At 58.4% G+C, this 17,195-nt stretch carries 17 protein-coding genes; 10 read left to right on the forward strand and 7 right to left on the reverse strand.

Annotated features, from left to right (window positions below; all coding sequences use genetic code 11):
- Positions 1 to 91 precede the first annotated feature (91 nt).
- Positions 92 to 493: a hypothetical protein gene (locus DXB53_RS00120; protein ID WP_117582847.1), complete on the reverse strand. Its 402-nt coding sequence runs from the start codon at positions 491 to 493 to the stop codon at positions 92 to 94.
- 434 nt (positions 494 to 927) lie between these two features.
- On the opposite strand from DXB53_RS00120, the gene DXB53_RS00125 reads away from it, so the two are divergent.
- Positions 928 to 1,632: a class I SAM-dependent methyltransferase gene (locus tag DXB53_RS00125; protein WP_117582848.1), complete on the forward strand. Its 705-nt coding sequence runs from the start codon at positions 928 to 930 to the stop codon at positions 1,630 to 1,632.
- Positions 1,633 to 1,699: 67 nt separating this feature from the next.
- Here DXB53_RS00125 and DXB53_RS00130 read toward each other — a convergent pair whose 3' ends face one another.
- Positions 1,700 to 1,996, reverse strand: a complete 297-nt coding sequence (locus DXB53_RS00130) for a hypothetical protein (RefSeq protein WP_055310006.1) — start codon at positions 1,994 to 1,996, stop codon at positions 1,700 to 1,702.
- A 76-nt stretch (positions 1,997 to 2,072) separates the two neighbouring features.
- On the opposite strand from DXB53_RS00130, the gene DXB53_RS00135 reads away from it, so the two are divergent.
- The 9 genes from DXB53_RS00135 (at position 2,073) to DXB53_RS00170 (ending at position 12,435) form a co-directional block, all read left to right on the forward strand.
- Positions 2,073 to 2,561 (forward strand): GNAT family N-acetyltransferase, encoded by a 489-nt coding sequence (locus DXB53_RS00135; protein WP_117582849.1) that lies wholly within the window; start codon positions 2,073 to 2,075, stop codon positions 2,559 to 2,561.
- Positions 2,562 to 2,867: 306 nt separating this feature from the next.
- Positions 2,868 to 4,871, forward strand: a complete 2,004-nt coding sequence (locus DXB53_RS00140) for a translation factor GTPase family protein (RefSeq protein WP_117582850.1) — start codon at positions 2,868 to 2,870, stop codon at positions 4,869 to 4,871.
- A gap of 93 nt (positions 4,872 to 4,964) precedes the next feature.
- Positions 4,965 to 6,083: an ATP-binding protein gene (locus tag DXB53_RS00145; RefSeq protein WP_117582851.1), complete on the forward strand. Its 1,119-nt coding sequence runs from the start codon at positions 4,965 to 4,967 to the stop codon at positions 6,081 to 6,083.
- Positions 6,084 to 6,136: 53 nt separating this feature from the next.
- Positions 6,137 to 8,629, forward strand: a complete 2,493-nt coding sequence (locus DXB53_RS00150) for an excinuclease ABC subunit UvrA (protein WP_117582852.1) — start codon at positions 6,137 to 6,139, stop codon at positions 8,627 to 8,629.
- 189 nt (positions 8,630 to 8,818) lie between these two features.
- Positions 8,819 to 9,454 carry a recombinase family protein gene (locus DXB53_RS00155; protein ID WP_117582853.1) on the forward strand — a complete coding sequence of 212 codons (636 nt, stop codon included), beginning with the start codon at positions 8,819 to 8,821 and terminating at the stop codon, positions 9,452 to 9,454.
- 165 nt (positions 9,455 to 9,619) lie between these two features.
- Positions 9,620 to 10,432, forward strand: coding sequence for an FxLYD domain-containing protein (locus DXB53_RS00160; protein WP_117582854.1), 813 nt, complete (start codon positions 9,620 to 9,622; stop codon positions 10,430 to 10,432).
- Between the two features lie 144 nt (positions 10,433 to 10,576).
- Entirely contained in the window at positions 10,577 to 11,221 is a 645-nt protein-coding gene (locus DXB53_RS00165; RefSeq protein WP_117582855.1) for a DUF4230 domain-containing protein, read from the forward strand.
- Between the two features lie 11 nt (positions 11,222 to 11,232).
- The gene (locus DXB53_RS10170; RefSeq protein WP_255413187.1) at positions 11,233 to 11,364 is read left to right on the forward strand and encodes a hypothetical protein; all 132 of its coding nucleotides are present in this window, start codon (positions 11,233 to 11,235) and stop codon (positions 11,362 to 11,364) included.
- Between the two features lie 9 nt (positions 11,365 to 11,373).
- The gene (locus tag DXB53_RS00170) at positions 11,374 to 12,435 is read left to right on the forward strand and encodes a hypothetical protein (protein ID WP_117582856.1); all 1,062 of its coding nucleotides are present in this window, start codon (positions 11,374 to 11,376) and stop codon (positions 12,433 to 12,435) included.
- 183 nt (positions 12,436 to 12,618) lie between these two features.
- Here DXB53_RS00170 and DXB53_RS00175 read toward each other — a convergent pair whose 3' ends face one another.
- From DXB53_RS00175 to DXB53_RS00195, 5 genes are all read right to left on the reverse strand, one after another.
- Positions 12,619 to 13,218, reverse strand: coding sequence for a tRNA (cytidine(34)-2'-O)-methyltransferase (locus DXB53_RS00175; protein ID WP_117582857.1), 600 nt, complete (start codon positions 13,216 to 13,218; stop codon positions 12,619 to 12,621).
- A 100-nt stretch (positions 13,219 to 13,318) separates the two neighbouring features.
- Positions 13,319 to 14,449, reverse strand: coding sequence for a GTP-binding protein (locus DXB53_RS00180; protein ID WP_117582858.1), 1,131 nt, complete (start codon positions 14,447 to 14,449; stop codon positions 13,319 to 13,321).
- A gap of 86 nt (positions 14,450 to 14,535) precedes the next feature.
- The gene (locus DXB53_RS00185; protein ID WP_117582859.1) at positions 14,536 to 14,877 is read right to left on the reverse strand and encodes an arsenate reductase family protein; all 342 of its coding nucleotides are present in this window, start codon (positions 14,875 to 14,877) and stop codon (positions 14,536 to 14,538) included.
- Between the two features lie 17 nt (positions 14,878 to 14,894).
- Positions 14,895 to 15,518, reverse strand: coding sequence for a flavodoxin family protein (locus tag DXB53_RS00190; protein WP_117582860.1), 624 nt, complete (start codon positions 15,516 to 15,518; stop codon positions 14,895 to 14,897).
- Between the two features lie 111 nt (positions 15,519 to 15,629).
- Positions 15,630 to 17,162 (reverse strand): diguanylate cyclase domain-containing protein, encoded by a 1,533-nt coding sequence (locus DXB53_RS00195; RefSeq protein WP_117582861.1) that lies wholly within the window; start codon positions 17,160 to 17,162, stop codon positions 15,630 to 15,632.
- Positions 17,163 to 17,195: the final 33 nt, after the last annotated feature.

A 17,195-nucleotide genomic window follows, 5' to 3' on the forward strand; every position in this document is an offset into this window, starting at 1 on the left:
TTTATCTGGGCAAACGTAAAGGGCTGACCGCGGAGATGCGCGATCGGCCCTTTTTAGTTGCTTGGCTGCAGAGGCTATGAGAAGCGAGCGCTTACAGGCGGTCCTTGTTCTCGGCCTTGATGGCGTGCGCCTGCTGAACAAAGAACAGGTCGTACACCACGATGACAAAGGCGCCAAAGTTGATGGCGTCGCCGCCAAACGCGGGAAGCGTGAGCACCGCCTGGGCAAGCGTGGCGACTGCAGCAACGATACCGAGCTTAAACGCGCCGTCAACCTGCGAAGGCTTGTTGGCACCCTTGATGCCCGCAACGCCCGCGGCAAGATCGATGAGGCCCTTGGCGATAATCACGGCCGCGGCGAGCATGGCGTTCGATCCGTAGGTGGACTCGAACTTGCCGGTCGCGATGCCGGCGATTCCAATGACGAGACTGGCGATGCCCAGAACAAAATAAATCAGGGCAAGGATTTTGAGAGTCTTGCGAGTGAAGCTCATGGCTGGTCCTTTCGATACGAGTACGCCAACCTGGCGCACCCTATGTGCTGCACATATGGTGAAGCACATTGTAGTTCAACGCGGCGATGCATGCGCCTGAAAGCGTCTCTTGCCTGCACGGTTCAACCTTTCAAAAAGGAAAGCTGGACGTAAGTCAAATCGATGGCAGCGCATGCGCGGCGCTGCGATGATGAGGCCATGGTAAGAGCTGGACCGAAGGAGGAGCCATGATGTACGGAGTCAAGCAAGTGGATGAGCCGCGGTCACTGGGAAGGCGCATGAGTGATTCTGTGATCGCTGCCGTGTGCACGGTATTGATGGCTGTGCTTTGCATTGGGATGCTGTGGACCATGTCGCATGTGGGACAATAACGGACGGTTGGGTGCCAACTGAGGTGGCGCTCACGTATTCGTTTTGCTTGCTAAGGAGTGTCCATGGGCGTCGTCGATCCCTTTTCTGTTGCTCGGGCTGCTGGGCTCGAGCTCGTGCGGACGTCCGAGGGCCTTACGCTCACCGACGGCACGATGGAGTTGCGTGCCGATTTTGGCCGCATGCTTCCACGGCTCAAGCAGGGCCGTTTGCAGCAAGAGCTACTGGTTAAGGCCGCGCGCACAAAAGGCATCGAGCAGCCATGGGCGATTGACGCCACGGCAGGCTTTGGCGAGGATTCGCTGCTGCTGGCGGCAGCGGGCTTTACCGTCGATCTGTATGAACAGGACTGCGTGATCGCGGCGCTCCTCAAGGATGCCTTGGACCGCGCGGCGGATGATCCGGCGCTTGCGACTGCCGTGGCGCGTATGCGCTTACATGCGGGCGAGGACAGCATTGCCGGCCTTCGCCATACGGCTGAGCTGGTCGAGCGCGGTGAGCTCGCGGCTCCCGACGTGGTGTATCTGGACCCCATGTTTCCCGAGCGCACCAAGAGCGCGGCGGTTAAAAAGAAGTTCCAGCTCTTGCACCATTTGGAGCAGCCGTGCGCCGATGAGGAGACGCTGGTCGAAGCTGCGCTTGCACCGCACCCGCGCAAGGTCGTTATCAAGCGGCCGGTGAAGGGGCCGCTGCTTGCCGGCGTTAAGCCGAGCTATCAGCTTGCGGGCAAGGCCGTCCGCTACGATGTTTTGGTGCCGCCGCGCCCGTAGTTTGCGTGCGATGGCCGGCGATGTGTCGGTGCCGCGCCGCTGCGTGAGTGTCGCGCCGATGCGGCGCCTATTTCCAAGGGTGCGACGTCAGGTGCCACCCGCCGCAGTATTCACATTTGTAGCAGGCCAAGCCACGTCGTCCACGGTTTTCGCAGTCGGCCATAACGGCCTCGGCCTCGGCGCGTGTGTCGTAGCGGTTTTTGCGCTCGCACGACTTGTAGCGCCAAGCCTCATCGCGCTCGGCGTCCAGGGCATCGCGGCGCTCGTCCTCGCGCGCAAACAGGTCGCTCATATCGCCGCCGGTGGCAGCGCCCAAAAACTCGCTTTTGGCCTTTGACCAGGCGGCTCGCTTTTTGCTTCCCATCCGCTCCTTGCCCTTTCCAAACGTTGGTATCATTGCTCAATCAAAGTGATACCAATAAACGTGAGGTCGCCGCGTGATGATCAGAAAAACCCTCGATACCGACATTCCCGCCGTCATGGCTATCTATGACGCGGCCCGCGCCTTTATGCGCGCGCATGGCAACGCCACGCAGTGGCCCGAGGGCACGCCTTCGGCCGAGCAGCTGGCTGCCGATATTGCCGCTGGTGGCAGTTACGTGTGCGAAGTCGACGGCCGCGTGGTGGCGACGTTTGCCTTTTTACCGGGTCCGGACGAGTGCTATGACGTGATTGAGGACGGTCAATGGCGCAGCGACACTCCGTATGCCGTGCTGCATCGCGTGGCATCCGACGGCACCGTGCACGGTATCGCGGCGGCGATGTTTGCCTTTGCCAAGGAATGCGCCGACCATCTGCGTATTGACACGCACGAGGACAACTTGCCCATGCAGGGCGCCATCGCCAAGGCGGGGTTCGAGCGTGTCGGTATCGTCTATGTGTCCGACGGCACGGCGCGTGTCGCGTTTGATTGGCTGCGCGAGGCGTAGGAGCCAAGGCACGTATCATCACCCAGCTCAAATAAAAAATGGCCCCGAGTGGGGCCATTTTTGGTAAAACGCGTCGTTGTGGGACTCGCATTGTTACCGCCCCAGATGAACCCGGGCAGACAAAAAGGGGAGGTGCCGGCTTTCGCAAGGCGCGAACCTACGAAAATCGCCGCGCGGCAACGCGGGGCGATGAGCTCGGTCGGGGGATAGGGCCCGCTTCGCCCACCGGCCCGTAAATTGTATCATCCAGTGTGGAGCGTGAACGCCCGTTGCCGCGTGCGATGGGCTTGCAATAAGAGGAGAGCCATGTCGAAGCAAGCGGTCGTTGGAATCTTGGCGCATGTCGATGCCGGCAAGACCACGTTGGCCGAGGCCATGCTGTTCAACGCGGGCCGCCTTCGCAAGCGTGGCCGCGTGGACGATGGCGATTCGCATCTGGACACTAACACGATCGAGCGCGAGCGCGGTATCACGATTTTCTCGTCGCAGGCCGTGCTCGACCACGGCGATACCCACGTCATGCTCGTGGATGCTCCCGGCCATGTCGATTTTTCTGCCGAGGCGGAGCGCACACTGCGTGCCCTGGACTACGCGATTCTGGTGGTGGGCGCCAACGATGGCGTGCAGGGGCACACCGAAACCCTGTGGCGCCTGCTTGCACGCTATGACATCCCGACGTTCATCTTCATCAACAAGATCGATTTGGAGAATCCCGGCCGCGATGTTTTGCTGGCACAACTCGGGCAGCGTCTTTCCGAGGGCTGCCTGGATGCCAACGAGCTGCTGGCGGGCGCCGCCGTTCAGGAGGACGCTGCTGCGTTGGACGAAGCGGCGCTCGAGGAGTTTCTTGAAGCGGGTGAGCTTTCTGTCGCAACGCTGTCGCGCATGGTTGCCGAGCGCAAGCTCTTTCCCTGCTTTGCCGGCTCGGCGCTCAAGGACCAAGGCGTTGACGAGCTACTGGATGGTATATGCGCGCTGATGCGTGAGCAGGCGTGGCTCCCGGAGTTTGCCGCGCGCGTCTATCGTGTCAGCCGCGGGGATCGTGGCGAGCGCTTGGCTTGGGTTAAAGTGACCGGCGGCACGCTGCGCGCAAAACAGATGATCAGCGGGCATTCCAGTGCCGAGGCGTGGGAACAGAAGGTCGATCAGGTACGCATCTATAACGGCGAGAAGTATGAGCTTGCCCAAGAAGTTGCTGCTGGCGGTATTTGCGCCGTGACGGGTCTTGCGCACGTTCGCCCAGGGGACGCCCTGGGCACGGAGCCCGCGGGCGATGCGCCCGTCATCGCTCCGGTCCTCACCTATACGGTGCTGCCGGGCGAACACGACGTTCATGCGGTGTTTAAAGCGCTGAGTGAGTTGGCGGACGAAGATCCCATGCTCGGCGTAAGCTGGAATACGCATCTTGAGCAGATCCATTTGCAGTTGATGGGCGCCGTGCAACTCGAGGTCGTGCAGCGGGTGTTGGCCGATCGCTTTGGCCTTTCGGTTGCGTTTGAGCCCGGCGGCATTCTCTATAAGGAGACTATTTCGCGGCCGGTCGAGGGTGTGGGCCACTTTGAGCCGCTGCGCCACTATGCCGAGGTGCATTTGCGCTTGGAGCCGTTGCCGGCGGGTTCGGGCGTGCAGTTTGGCACCGTCACCTCGACCGATGAGCTCGATCTTAACTGGCAGCGTTTGGCGCTCACCAACGCTATGGAGCGCGATCACCTGGGCGTGTTGACGGGCTCGCCCATCACCGATGTGCGCATTACGCTCACGGGCGGCCGCGCGCATGCCAAACACACCGAGGGCGGCGATTTTCGCCAGGCCACGTACCGCGCGATTCGCCAGGGTTTGATGCAGGCGCGCGAGGCCGGCGCGGCGGTGTTGTTGGAGCCGTGGTATCGCTTTGAGCTCGAGGTGCCGGGGGAGTGCGTGGGCCGGGCGCTTTCGGATGTCACGCGCATGGGCGCCGAGTACAAGCCGCCGGCGATGGCGGGCGACCGGGCGAAGCTTGTGGGTCGCGTGCCAGCATCCGAGGTACAGGATTATGCGCTGGAGGTGGCTGCCTACACGAGCGGCCGCGGACATCTGTACCTTGAGTTCGCCGGTTATGCGGCATGCCATGATGCCGAGCGCGTCATCGAGGCGGCCGCCTATGAGCCCGAGGCCGATCTGCCCAACACGCCCGACTCGGTCTTTTGCGCCCACGGCGCCGGCTACACGGTCAAATGGTACGACGTACCCGCCGCGGCGCACGTAAAGGTCGATCCCGCCACTTTCCGCCCCTATCGCTCCGCCGACGCGGAATTTTTCGGCCACATGTGACAAAGGGACAGTCCCTTTGTCACATTGAGTTGGTATAACTCGGTATAAGTTGGTATAACTATTACCAGCGTTTGCTAATCCGAGGAGGCCGACATGAACCCAAATCCCTTTAAGCCAACGGCTGGTAAACGACCTCCGATACTCATCGGTCGCGAGTCGGTCATCGAAGATTTTGAGGAAGGGCTCGATAACGGTGCCGGAGCGCCGGGCAGACTCATGCTCATTACAGGAAACCGCGGCTGTGGCAAAACAGTTCTCCTGCGGGAGCTGCAACGTCTGGCCAGTGAGCGCGGATGGGCGGTTGTCTCCGATTCCGCTTCGCTTGGCTTATGTGACCGCTTGGCCGACGCGCTTCGCTCGAATAAGCCCGTTGTGACGTCAATGGAGTTTGGCCCATCGTTTGGACGGATGTCGGTTGAGGCGGCGCGGGCAAAAGGCGAGACGTTGCGGGGGCTGGTCAACGAGCGTCTCAAGAAGCTCGGTCCAGGTAAGGGCATCCTGTTTGCGATTGACGAGGCTCAATCTGCGTCTATCGAGGAACTGGCGGCTCTCGCCGTTCTCTATCAGCAGGTGCTCGGAGATCAGGATGCTACGGGCTTGCCCGATAGCGAGCAACGCGGTCTTGCGCTGGTCTTTGCCGGCTTGCCCAGCATGGTTGACGATTTGCTCGAAGAGCCGAGCGTGACGTTTTTGCGGCGTGCCCAGCAGCGTACGTTGGGGGCGATTTCTTTGCCCCAGGTGCGTGATTCATATATCCAGACGGTCGAATGTGCTGGCCTTTGCGTTGATGCAGGGACGGCGGGCCTTGCAGCGCACAAGAGCATGGGGCATCCCTATATGGTTCAGCTGGTGGGATATTACATGTGGCGGTCTGCTGTCCGGCGTGGCTCGCAAGTCATTGAAAGGCGCGATGTCGAGGATGGCCATGCGGATGCCGTCTCCGAGTTCTACGAAGCGGTTGACGCGCCTCTGTATTACGGGCTGCGCAGTCCGCAGCGCCTCTTTATCGAGGCCATGGCGGTAGACGAGGGCAAGCCGACGCGCATGGCGGATATCATTGAGCGCTGCGACCGTACCCAGAGTTGGGCGAGCAAATACCGCGCGAGCCTGATTCGCGAGCGCGTCATCGAGGCTGCCGGATACGGCCTCGTCCGGTTTAGCGTGCCTATGCTGGGCAAGTACATTCGCGATCACATTTTATGGCACGAGTAATGTGACATGAGGGACTGTCCCTTTGTCACATTCGATCAATAGGAAGGGGAGCGATGGCGGTGTCGCAACAGCCAAGTGCTATCGAGGTGCGCGGTGCACGTGTCCACAACCTCAAGGACATCGATATCGATATTCCGCTGGGAAAGCTCGTGGGTATTGCCGGCGTGTCGGGTTCGGGCAAGAGCTCGCTGGCGCTGGGGGTTCTGTATGCCGAGGGCTCGCGTCGTTATCTGGAGGCGCTCAGCACTTATACCCGCCGTCGGCTGACACAGGCAGAGCATGCTCAGGTGGACGAGGTGTTGCACGTGCCGGCGGCACTCGCATTGCATCAGCGTCCTAGTGTGCCAGGCGTGCGCTCGACCTTTGGCACCATGACCGAGCTCAACAATAGTCTGCGTCTGCTCTTTAGCCGTTGCGCCCATCACGTGTGCCCACATTGCGGGGCGCGCGTGGAGCCGAGCCTTAACGTGGCTGCAGGCCTGTCGCTCACGTGTCCGACATGTGGCCGCGAGTTCTACGCGCCGAGTGCCGAGGATTTGGCTTTCAATAGCGGCGGTGCATGTCCCACCTGTGGCGGTACCGGCGTCATGCGCGAGGTGGACGAGGCGAGCCTGGTGCCCGACGAGTCCAAGACTATCAACGAGGGCGCGGTGCTTCCTTGGGGCACACTCATGTGGGATCTGATGAAGCAGGTGGCTGGCGAGATGGGCGTGCGCACCGACGTGCCGTTTAACCAGCTCACGCCTCAAGAGCGCGACATCGTGTTCCACGGTCCGGCGGTTAAAAAGCACATTCTCTACGTTCCCAAAAACGGCGAGGGCGCCACGCCGCTCGATTTTACCTATTACAACGCTGTCTATACCGTCGAGAATGCGCTCGCCAAGGTTAAGGACGACAAGGGCCTCAAGCGCGTGGCGCGCTTTTTGCGCGAGGGGCCATGCCGTGACTGTGGCGGCACGCGTCTCTCCGAGGCCGCACGCCATCCCCAGGTGCGCGGTATCAATCTGGCGCAGGCCGCGGCTATGACGCTGGGTGAGGCGATTGAGTGGGTGCGCGGGGTGCCCGCATCCTTGCCGGCCGAGATGCAGCCCATGGCGACGGATATCTGCGATTCGTTTTTGAGCACGGCCCGTCGACTGGTCGATCTGGGCCTCGATTACCTTTCGCTCGACCGCGCCGGTGCCACGCTCTCCACGGGCGAGCGTCAGCGCGTGCAGCTCGCCCGCGTGGTGCGTAACCGATCGACGGGCGTGCTCTATGTGCTGGACGAGCCCTCGATTGGCTTGCATCCTGCCAATGTCGACGGCCTGGTAGGCGTGATGCGCGATTTGGTGGATGACGGCAACACCGTGGTCGTTGTCGACCACGACACGCGCGTACTGGCGGAAGCCGACTATCTGGTCGAGATGGGCCCCGTTGCCGGAGCAGGCGGCGGCAATGTGATCGCCGCGGGCGCGGTAGGCGAGGTCGAAGAATCGCAGGGCAGCCGCATCGCCCCATTTTTGCGCTCGGAGCCTGAGCGCTTGCGTCCGCAGGTGCCTGACGACGAAATGTTTGACCGGGGCCATATCCGCATGGCGACCGATGCCATCCATACCGTCAAACCGCTCGAAGTCGATATCCCGCGCGGTCGCCTTGTCGCGGTGACGGGCGTTTCGGGTTCGGGTAAGACGACGTTGGTGCTCGAGACACTCATCCCGGCACTTAAGGCGCAGGCAGCCGGCGAGCGCCTGCCAAAACACGTGCGTTGGGTCGATGCCGAGGGCATTGCACGTGCCAACCTGATAGACGCCACGCCCATCGGTGCCAACGTGCGTTCGACGGTAGCGACTTATGCCGACATCCATGATGAACTGCGTCGCGCCTTCGCCCGCACGCCCGAGGCCAAGGCAGCCGGCTACAAGGCAGGCGCATTTAGCTACAACACTGGCGCTTTGCGCTGCCCTACGTGCGATGGCACGGGTTCGATATCGCTCGACGTGCAGTTTTTGCCCGACGTCGAGATCGTCTGCCCGGCATGTCGCGGCTCACGTTATGCAGATGCGGCTTCGCATATCCATCGCGAGGGCAAGGACGGGAGCTTGCTGACGTTGCCGCAGCTTATGGACATGAGTGTGGACGAGGCCCTCGACGCCACGGTGGGACTCAAGAAGGTTCAGGCGCGCTTGCAGACCTTGCACGACCTGGGCTTGGGTTATCTCACACTTGGCGAGCCCACACCGGCGCTTTCGGGCGGCGAGGCGCAGCGTCTTAAGCTCGCGAGCGAGATGGGCCGCGTGCAGGATGATGCCGTGTTTGTGTTCGACGAGCCCACGATCGGCCTGCACCCGCTCGATGTTCAGGTGCTGCTGAGCGTGTTCGACGGTCTCGTTGCCAAGGGCGCCACGGTTATCGTGATCGAACACGACCTCGATCTTATCCGTAATGCCGATTACGTGATCGACATGGGCCCGGGCGGCGGCGACGCAGGCGGACAAATCGTCTGTGTCGGCACGCCGGGCGACATCGCTGCCTGCTCCGCAAGCATCACCGGCCGCTACCTCTAACCGAATGTGACAAAGGGACTGTCCCTTTGTCACATTCCCGTTAAAGCCAGCATCTGTCGGCATGGCGCTTGAACAGTTTTCGCGTGAGGGTCAAAATGGCCTCAACCCATTCGCGAAATTTGCACGCCCTATAGTGAGTGGGCTCTCGCTTGAGCTGATGCTGCCAAGAGGCAGCCGATAGGGGCAATTATGGACAATCGAATCTTTGGGTATGCGCGTGTCTCTTCCGCAGACCAGAACCTGGGCCGCCAATTAGACGCGCTGGCAAGGTTTCCCGTGCAACGGAGCCAGATTTATGCTGACAAGGCAAGCGGTAAGGACTTTAAGCGTCCCCAGTACCAGCGTCTTCTTCGCAGGCTGCGCGAAGGCGACGTTCTCGTGATCAAAAGTATCGATCGTTTGGGCCGCAATTATCGTGAAGTCCTCGATGAGTGGCGACGCATCACGGTGGATAGGAATGCTGCCATCGTGGTGCTTGATATGCCATTGCTCGATACGCGCGAGCAGCCTGATGGCATTACGGGAACGTTCATGGCGGATCTGGTTCTTCAAATCTTGAGCTATGTGGCGCAGCTAGAGCGCGAAAACATCAAGCAACGCCAGGCGGAGGGCATCGCGTCGGCGCGTTTGCGTGGCGTGAAATTTGGAAGGCCGGCATTCGAACGCCCAGATAGCTATCGCGATGTCATCAAATTATTCGAAGGGGGAGAGGTTACGAGGCGAGAGGCTGCTGCGCTTTTGAACGTCAGCGTCTCGACGTTCGATCGTTGGAGACGGGCGGACGCGACCAGTTTTGACCGTTTGTCGTCTGCTCGTCCTCTTTAGCTAGACATTTTGACGAGGGGAGTTAATTACACAGAGCCCACTCCTTCCCTCGATGTTTATCCAGTTCACGCCCTTGAACCAAATAGTGCCACCGCGTTGCCAATTCGTCTGCTTTTTGACGAGGGCTATATATCGTGTTTTGTTTTGTATTTAAAGGAGGACGAAATGAAAAGGCGTTATGGAATGGCTCTGGTGACCGCGCTATTTGCGATGGTGTTTTGTGGGGCGCTTCTGCTGAGCGGCTGTTCGCAGTCTGAGAAGAAAAATGATGAACCTGATTATGCCGATGACCGTGCAATGGCTGTGATTGCTCAAGGTTATCAAAAGCGGTCGGATTATATCGAATCGCTTGGAGAAGATGCTGATCTAAGCTCGAATAAAGTGCGAAAAGAGATAATTAAAACCGAGATCGATAACGACAAAGAACTCAAAAAGGCGCCTTTTAAAGACGCTAAGATGCAGGAAGATGTCATCGCCTATCTCAACCTGCTTGACAATCAGCTTGATGTTACCAAGAAGTATGCGGAATCTGATCCTAAGTACTACGAGGAATGGGAAAAGGCCTACGACGCACGATCCGCACAGCTTAAGAAACTGGTCGATCGATATGACTTAACAGTCGATGACGAGTATCAAGATGAGTTTGACGAGCTAATTAAGAACGGTAGGACCGTAGAGGAGAAGACGCATAACGATGAGGTTATCAACGGTTTGCTCTCATCGGCGAATTTTGAGAAAAGTGATGATGGCTACGGTCTCTATACGTACACCGCAATCGTCGAAAATACCTCTGACATATCGTTCGAAAACGTTTATCTAAACGTTGCCCTTTACGATGCCGATGGTGTGAGGGCGGAAGAATGCTACGCAGATACATCTGCCTGGGCGCCTGGCGAGAAGGTGAAGTTTGAGGTAATGAGCGAGGTTGACGCCTCGAGGCTTGCGCCGACGGTGTCGGGTTACAGCGTCAAGGAATAGTTCGCGGGAATTGAAAAGAAAGCGCGGCCGTTTTCTTTGAACGGTCGCGCTTTGCATTGAGCCGTTGACGGAATGATTCGTGCCATCATGCTCGCGCTGGAAGATGATGGGAACGTCGGGGCAATAAAGGAAAGGTGAAACAGGATGGCAAAAACAAAATTTCTTACAACGATACCGCAAAAGGTTGCCTTTGGCGGGTTAGTCGTTGTTACGGTTCTAGCGGTTGCCTGGGGTATCTGGATGTCATTGACGCGTAATCCTACAACGATCAGCGATGATTCGATTCGCGAGGAGATCACGCCAGTCGTTAAGCTCGTGACGTACGAGTACAACTTCACCCAGCTGCTTTCAATTGATGAGGCGGGCAATCCGCTTGGGTGGGAAAACCCCTTTACGTCTAAGCGATATGTCGCAACGATTGACGGCAAAGCTGACATCGGGATCGATGCCGATAAGATGAAGGTTACAATCGTACGGGCTAATATGGCCGATAAGAATTCAGAGGTCAAGAGCGTAAAGGTTATACTGCCTCACTCGGAGATCACCTCGTTCTCGACAGACCCCAATACGCTTAAGAAATATGTTGAGGACAATGGCTTTCTTAACTGGAATCAAGTAAGCACGGATGATCTAAACACGTTATTGAAACAGGCAAAGAAAGAGCAGACCAAGAAGGTCAAGGAAAGCAATATGCTCCAAGAATCTGATGATAGAGCCTGCGCCCTTATCGAAAAACAGGTCAAAGCCTTATGCGGCGATGACGTCAATGTTGACGTTGCGTTTGAGTAGGGGTGAATAGCATGTTGGATAAACGGCAACAGATCGCTGGGGCCGGCTCGCTTCTGATCGGGCACTACACCACCTTTCTCGACACTACCTTCAACTCGGCATTTGGCGATGAATATACGGTTGATTTCGACTATCGGAAATAGGAGGTCACAATGGAGGATAAAGACGATCTGGCTGTTGTCGAAAGGGAGGAGCCGCCGCGACATAAGCAGAGTTTTGATATCCGTAAGGCCGCTGCCGGGTTGGTTGATGGCGCCGGAAGCGCGATGGCGGGCGCGGTTGCAACCGTACAGAAAGTTGCCGATGGTGCAATGCGTGCTGCAACTCCGCTGGTCGATGACGCCTTGGCAGCTATTGCTGATGCGGCCGATGGTGCGGCAGGTACTGCTGCGGATATCGGTGACGCGGTCAACGATTGGGCATACCAGCAGCAGCTTAATAGATACAGGCCGGTAACCAAGGAGACCTATCAGAGTCCTTCATTCCATTTGCCGAACATGATTCGAATTGTTGACGGAAATGAGCGCCGGGGCATCGACGCCTGTAGAGATGCTATTGGTTGGCTGGATACTGTTAAGGGCACGCAGATTTTCAATCTGTACCGCGAGGCAATCGGGGATAGCGAATTGTCTTTCTATCCTAAACCATCTCTTTACTCCACATATTACATAGATGCTTTTGATCGGTCTCGCTTTGTTGACCTTGACTCTTATTTTGCAACCATGCAACAAGACAAGATGGCCGAGTTGAGACGGATTGCGTTCATGCTTGGCGCGAAGCGCTGCAAGCTGGAGGTGACGGAGTACGAGGAAACTCGGCGAGGCCGCCAGGTTAAGGGAAATGCCAAGGCGGGAAAGAAGGGCTCGGTTCGAATCGACGGTTCCTTGAGCGATTCAACGAGAAGCGAGAAGAAAATTCTGTTTACACAGGAATTTGAGGGCGACATGGTTCCACAGCGCCCTGAGCTCCATTGGTATGCCCATGACTCAGATGTTCTCTTGTTAATTGAGACGAGATGTGGTGGAGAGGATAAAAACAAGGCGAAGAGCTATCGGGTCGAATTGAAAAGTGAAACGGCCATGACCATGTCTGTATCACTTGCTATGGCTATCGACGAGGCATGCAGCAAACTGAACATAAGGGCGAATTCGAGCCTGACAAGCCAAGCTAAGCGAGAACTCCGGCAATCATTTGTATTTGAAGTTGAATTCTGATGTGTGGGGACCATTTGCTGCGGGGTTCCTGTCCTTTACGGGGTAGAAGCATAGAAACCCATACGGTGCAACTCAGTAAAAGTTAGTAATATACTGGCATCTTTTCTAGTTAAAAGCGTTTAAAACCGGTTAATTCCATTTAAATCAGTAGGTGCAATATGTGACAAAGGGACAGTCCCTTTGTCACATGCCGGGGAAGCCTGTCTGGCGGAGGGCCTCGTAGAGGACGATGGCGGCGCTGTTGGAGAGGTTGAGGGCGCTGATGCGGTAGTCGTCCGGGTCTACAAAGTTGCCGCAGATATCCTGCTGAAGGATGGCCTCGTGGCTGTCCTCGGTATGTCCGAGCGACTCTTCGTGGGCTCCCCAGGCCTCGGCATTATCGAGTGAGTCGCAATCGCGCAGCATAGGAATGCGCTCGCAGCGCTCAGGCGCCGCTGCGAGCAGCTCTTCGGGAATCCCCGAGCTCTCGCTGCCAAAGACCAGATAGTCACCGTCGCGGTAGGTGCTTTGCGCATAGGTGCGGCGTGCCTTTTTGGTCAGCAGATGCAGGCACTCGTCGGCGGGGGAGAGGCCGTTGCGCGCAAGAAAATCCTCCCAGCCGGCATAGGTCGTCACGTCCAAGTTTTGCCAGTAGCCCAGGCCGGCGCGACGCACCGTCTTGTCGTCGAGCGAAAAGCCCAGTGGCTCCACCAGATGCAGGCGGGCGCCGGTAACCACGCAGGTGCGGCCGATATTGCCCGTATTGGCCGGAATCTCGGGCGCATACAGCACGATATTGAACATGAATCTCCTTGGCTCAGAATGAAAAACCACCACGAAGGGGACAGGCACCTTCGTGGTGGTTAGGCGGTTACGTGGGCGGAAAACGCTCGCTTCGATAACCCTAGGCGCGGTGCCAGTCGGTCAGGCAGGCATCGAGGGCGGCGATGAGCGCGTCCTTGTCCATGTGACGGCCGATGATGCACAGGCTCGTCATGCGGTCGCCCGTCTCGTCGTCCCAAATCTGCATGATCTCGGGGTTCTCGTCGATAATCTTCTGCTTTTCGCCCTCAGGCGCAGAATCGACAAACAGACCGTTCTCCATCAGGCGCATCTGGTGGCCGGCCTGCTCAAACATGTAGCACATGTCCGGATTGCCGTTCTGCCACAGCGGGCCCTTGACGCGAATGACCTCGTCGGGCCACTCCTGCTCAACAAAATCGGTGAACTTCTGCAGGTCAAACGGCTTGCGGCGCGAGTACACAAAGGTCTCGATGTCGTACTCGAGCACCTCGGGGTCGTCGTGCTCCTCGGGATGCTCCATGGCCTCGATCCAAGCGGCGGAGTTGTAGGCGCGCATAAAGTCGAAGCGGCCGGTGTCGAGCAGCTCCTCCATGGGGACCTCGCCGTTTTGGGCTTCGACGATCACGGCGTCCTTCTGCAGGCTGCGCACAATGGCCTTGAGCTCTGCGATCTGCTCGGGGGTGACGGTGTCAGTCTTATTAAGAATCAGCGTGGAGCAAAACTCGATCTGCTGGATGAGCAGGCTCTCGATGTCGTCCTCGTCGATATCCTCGGCCAGCAGGTCGCGGCCGCCGTTGAACTCGTCGTACATGCGGGCGCAGTCGACCACGGCCACGATGTTGTCGAGCGCGAGCTTGGGCTCGCCGCCCACCTTGGCCTCGTCGCAGAAGCTCGAGATGGTGTAGGCGATGGGGATAGGCTCGCAAATACCCGAGGCCTCGATGATGATGTAGTCGAACTTGCCCGAATCGGCGATGCCCTGCAGCTGGTTGGCCAGGTCGTCCGAAAGCGTGCAGCAGATGCAGCCGTTGGTAAGCGGGATAAGGTCGTCGGTCTCGGAAAGGCCGCCGTCGGCGATAAGGCTGGCGTCGACGTTGATCTCGCCGATATCGTTGACGATCACGGCGGCGCGGATGCCGCCGTCGTTGGCGAGGATGTGGTTGAGCAGCGTGGTCTTGCCGGCACCGAGGTATCCGGTAAGCATGATGATCTTCACGGGTTTGTTGGGCATGTGCCCTCCTTTGTTAGACATGGCTTACAGTTGAATCTTATGCCAAACGCCTGCTCTTATACCCACGCGCCGACAAATAACACAGGCTACTCCCAGGCTCCCCACACGTCGGGACAATAACCGACGGTGGCCTTTTTGCCGTTGCGCACGATGGGCTCGGCCAGAACCTGCTGGTTTTCGAGCAACTTGTCGAAGCGCTGGCTAGGGGTGAGGTGCTGGATGAGCGCGAGCGTCTCCTCGTCTTTGGCCTTGGGGTTGAGCAGCTTGTCGATGCCGCCGACCTCCTGCATCACGCTCGTGAGCTCGCCCTTGCTCATCTCCTTTTCTTTAAGGTCGATAAACTGCACCTTAATGCGGCGCTCCTTAAAATAGCGCTGGGCCTTCTTGGTGTCGAAGGACTTCTTAGTCCCGAAAATTTGAATATTCATATCTATGTTCCGCCGTTCTACCTGATGAAGTTGGTCCTAGCGCGATCGGCCTGGGGGGCTTCGATGCCGGCGGCCTTTCCAGCCTCGATGCAACGTAGGAGCCAGGCCATGTTTTTGCCGATGTTTCGCATGGTGGCAAGGCCTTCGGCGTCCTGGGCGGCCTCGCCCGGCATGGCGCCAAAGACGTTGTTCCAGTAGGTGGATGCCACCACGGGCATCTGGTTGATGGTGAAGTACTTGTTGAGCACATCGAAGGTGGTCGACGTGCCACCGCGACGGGCAACGGCGACAGCGGCGCCCGGCTTGTGCGCAAAGGCCTTGCTGCCGGCATAGAATGCGCGGTCGAGTGCCGAGAGGATGCGTCCGCTGGGGTGCGCATAGTAGACGGGCGAGCCAAAGACAAAGCCGTCTGCCTGCTCGGCAGCGGCAATCAGCTCGTTGACTACATCGTCGTCAAAGGTGCAGCGGCAATCGAGCTTGCCGCACTGGCCGCACCCGATGCAATCGCGAATAGGCTTGGCGCCCAGCTGAAACATCTCGGTATCGATACCCTCGGCGTTGAGCTGCTTGGCGACCTCGGCGAGTGCGCGGGCGGTGTTGCCGTTTGCCTTGGGGCTGCCATTGACCAAAAGAACCTTCATCACTAACTCCCTCTGCTGTCGGTGACTTCTGCGGAGGATTATCGCACGAGCGGGCAGATGGCGTGGGGTGCGATGCGAAACGGGCTGTGTTTCGCATCGCGCTCCATAACGCTAGTCCAGCTTGGTGCCCGGTACCTGTGGCGCCTCTCTAATCAGCGCATTAAGTTCGTTCAAAATGGAAACGGGCTGTCGGTCGACGGCGTCCAGATGAAGCGTCGCCACGCGAAGGGGCGGCTGATATTCAAATGAGCCGAGGAGCACGGGCGATCCCAAGAACCGTTCGATTTCGTCTGCAACCGCGTCGGTCTCTTCGGGATCAAGCTCGTCAAAGAGCGCCACGAACATCGGTCCGGTCGAGCGGAACAGACGACCCTTGCCGCGCGAGCAATCCATGAGGCAGGCGGCGCTTTCTGCCAAAACGCGGTCGCCTGCATCAAAGCCAAAGCGGGCATTGACCTGTGCGATTTCGTCGATTTTAATGGCGATCAAGCCCGCGTTTCGTGCCACGCGACGCATCTCGCCAATGGCGTTGACCAGGGCATGGATATCGCCCAGACCGGTCACGGAATCGGTCGTATCTGCCAAGCTTCGGTTGGTGACAATGCCCACATACATGTTGGGCTCGGTATCGGTGCCGTCCAGGCGGTAACCTGTGCAGTCGCAAAGCGCGTATTTTCCGGCGGTATTCATGACGCGATACTGCATGCAGTGGAAGTGCCACGTGCCGTTTACCACCATATCGAGCTCGGCACGTACGTTGTCGCGGTCCTCGGGGTGAACACGGGCAAGCCATATATCGAGCGAGTTGTAGGGATGCTGGGAGGGTAGGTCAAAATCGCGCACGGCATTAACCGACCATTGCGATTCGCCGGTGTCGAGGTTAATGATGAACGGATAGCGTGTCTCGGAGCTCATGGAGATCGCTTGGAACACTCGATCGTTGCAGGGGGGGGGTTGTTCGGTGACCGGGCGTTGCGGCGCATCGCCTTCTTCCGGTTGTTGCACACGGTACATGAGCTTGTAGCGATACATTTTGCGGTCGGCGTCCTTTGTCATCTGGCGACGCGTATCGCCTGCAAGCGGGTCGACGCGCGAGCAGCCAAAACTAAAGCTGGCGATCATGGGCGCCTTGTCGCCTGATGTTGCCTCGATAAGATTGGCACGCGTCCGCTCCAGGCGCTGCTCGAGCTCGGCTTCGTCTGTCGTGGGGGATATAAGTACAAATTCGTCTCCACCGATACGGAACAGCAGCTCATCGTGCTCCATTGTCTCGGTGAGCGCGCGGCAGATGCTCAGAATGTAGCGATTGCCCTCGGCGTGGCCAAACTTATCGTTGCAATGCTTGAGGCGATCGATGTCAATATAGGCACAGGTGAAGGGGGTGCCTTTGCGCCAGAGCTGATCGACATGGCGGTCGAGTCCGCCACGGTTGCCAAGATTGGTGAGCGAGTCGATATAGGCGCCGCGCTCAAGCAGCTCGCGTTCTTGTTGCAGGATGGCGAGCGTTTTCTGCAGTTGCTCACCGATGGCACGCAACTCCGGGGGCAGCGCGGCAACATCGAGCTCGGTGGTTGAGGCCCCGTTCGCAAGTCGCTGAAGATGAGCGATGATTGATTGCTCGCCCAGGTGATACGACTCGTTCATGATGGATGACCTCCTTGGATGGAACAATGGTTT

Origin of the sequence: Collinsella sp. OM04-5 (genome assembly GCF_003439125.1) — a bacterium.
GTDB lineage: Bacteria > Actinomycetota > Coriobacteriia > Coriobacteriales > Coriobacteriaceae > Collinsella.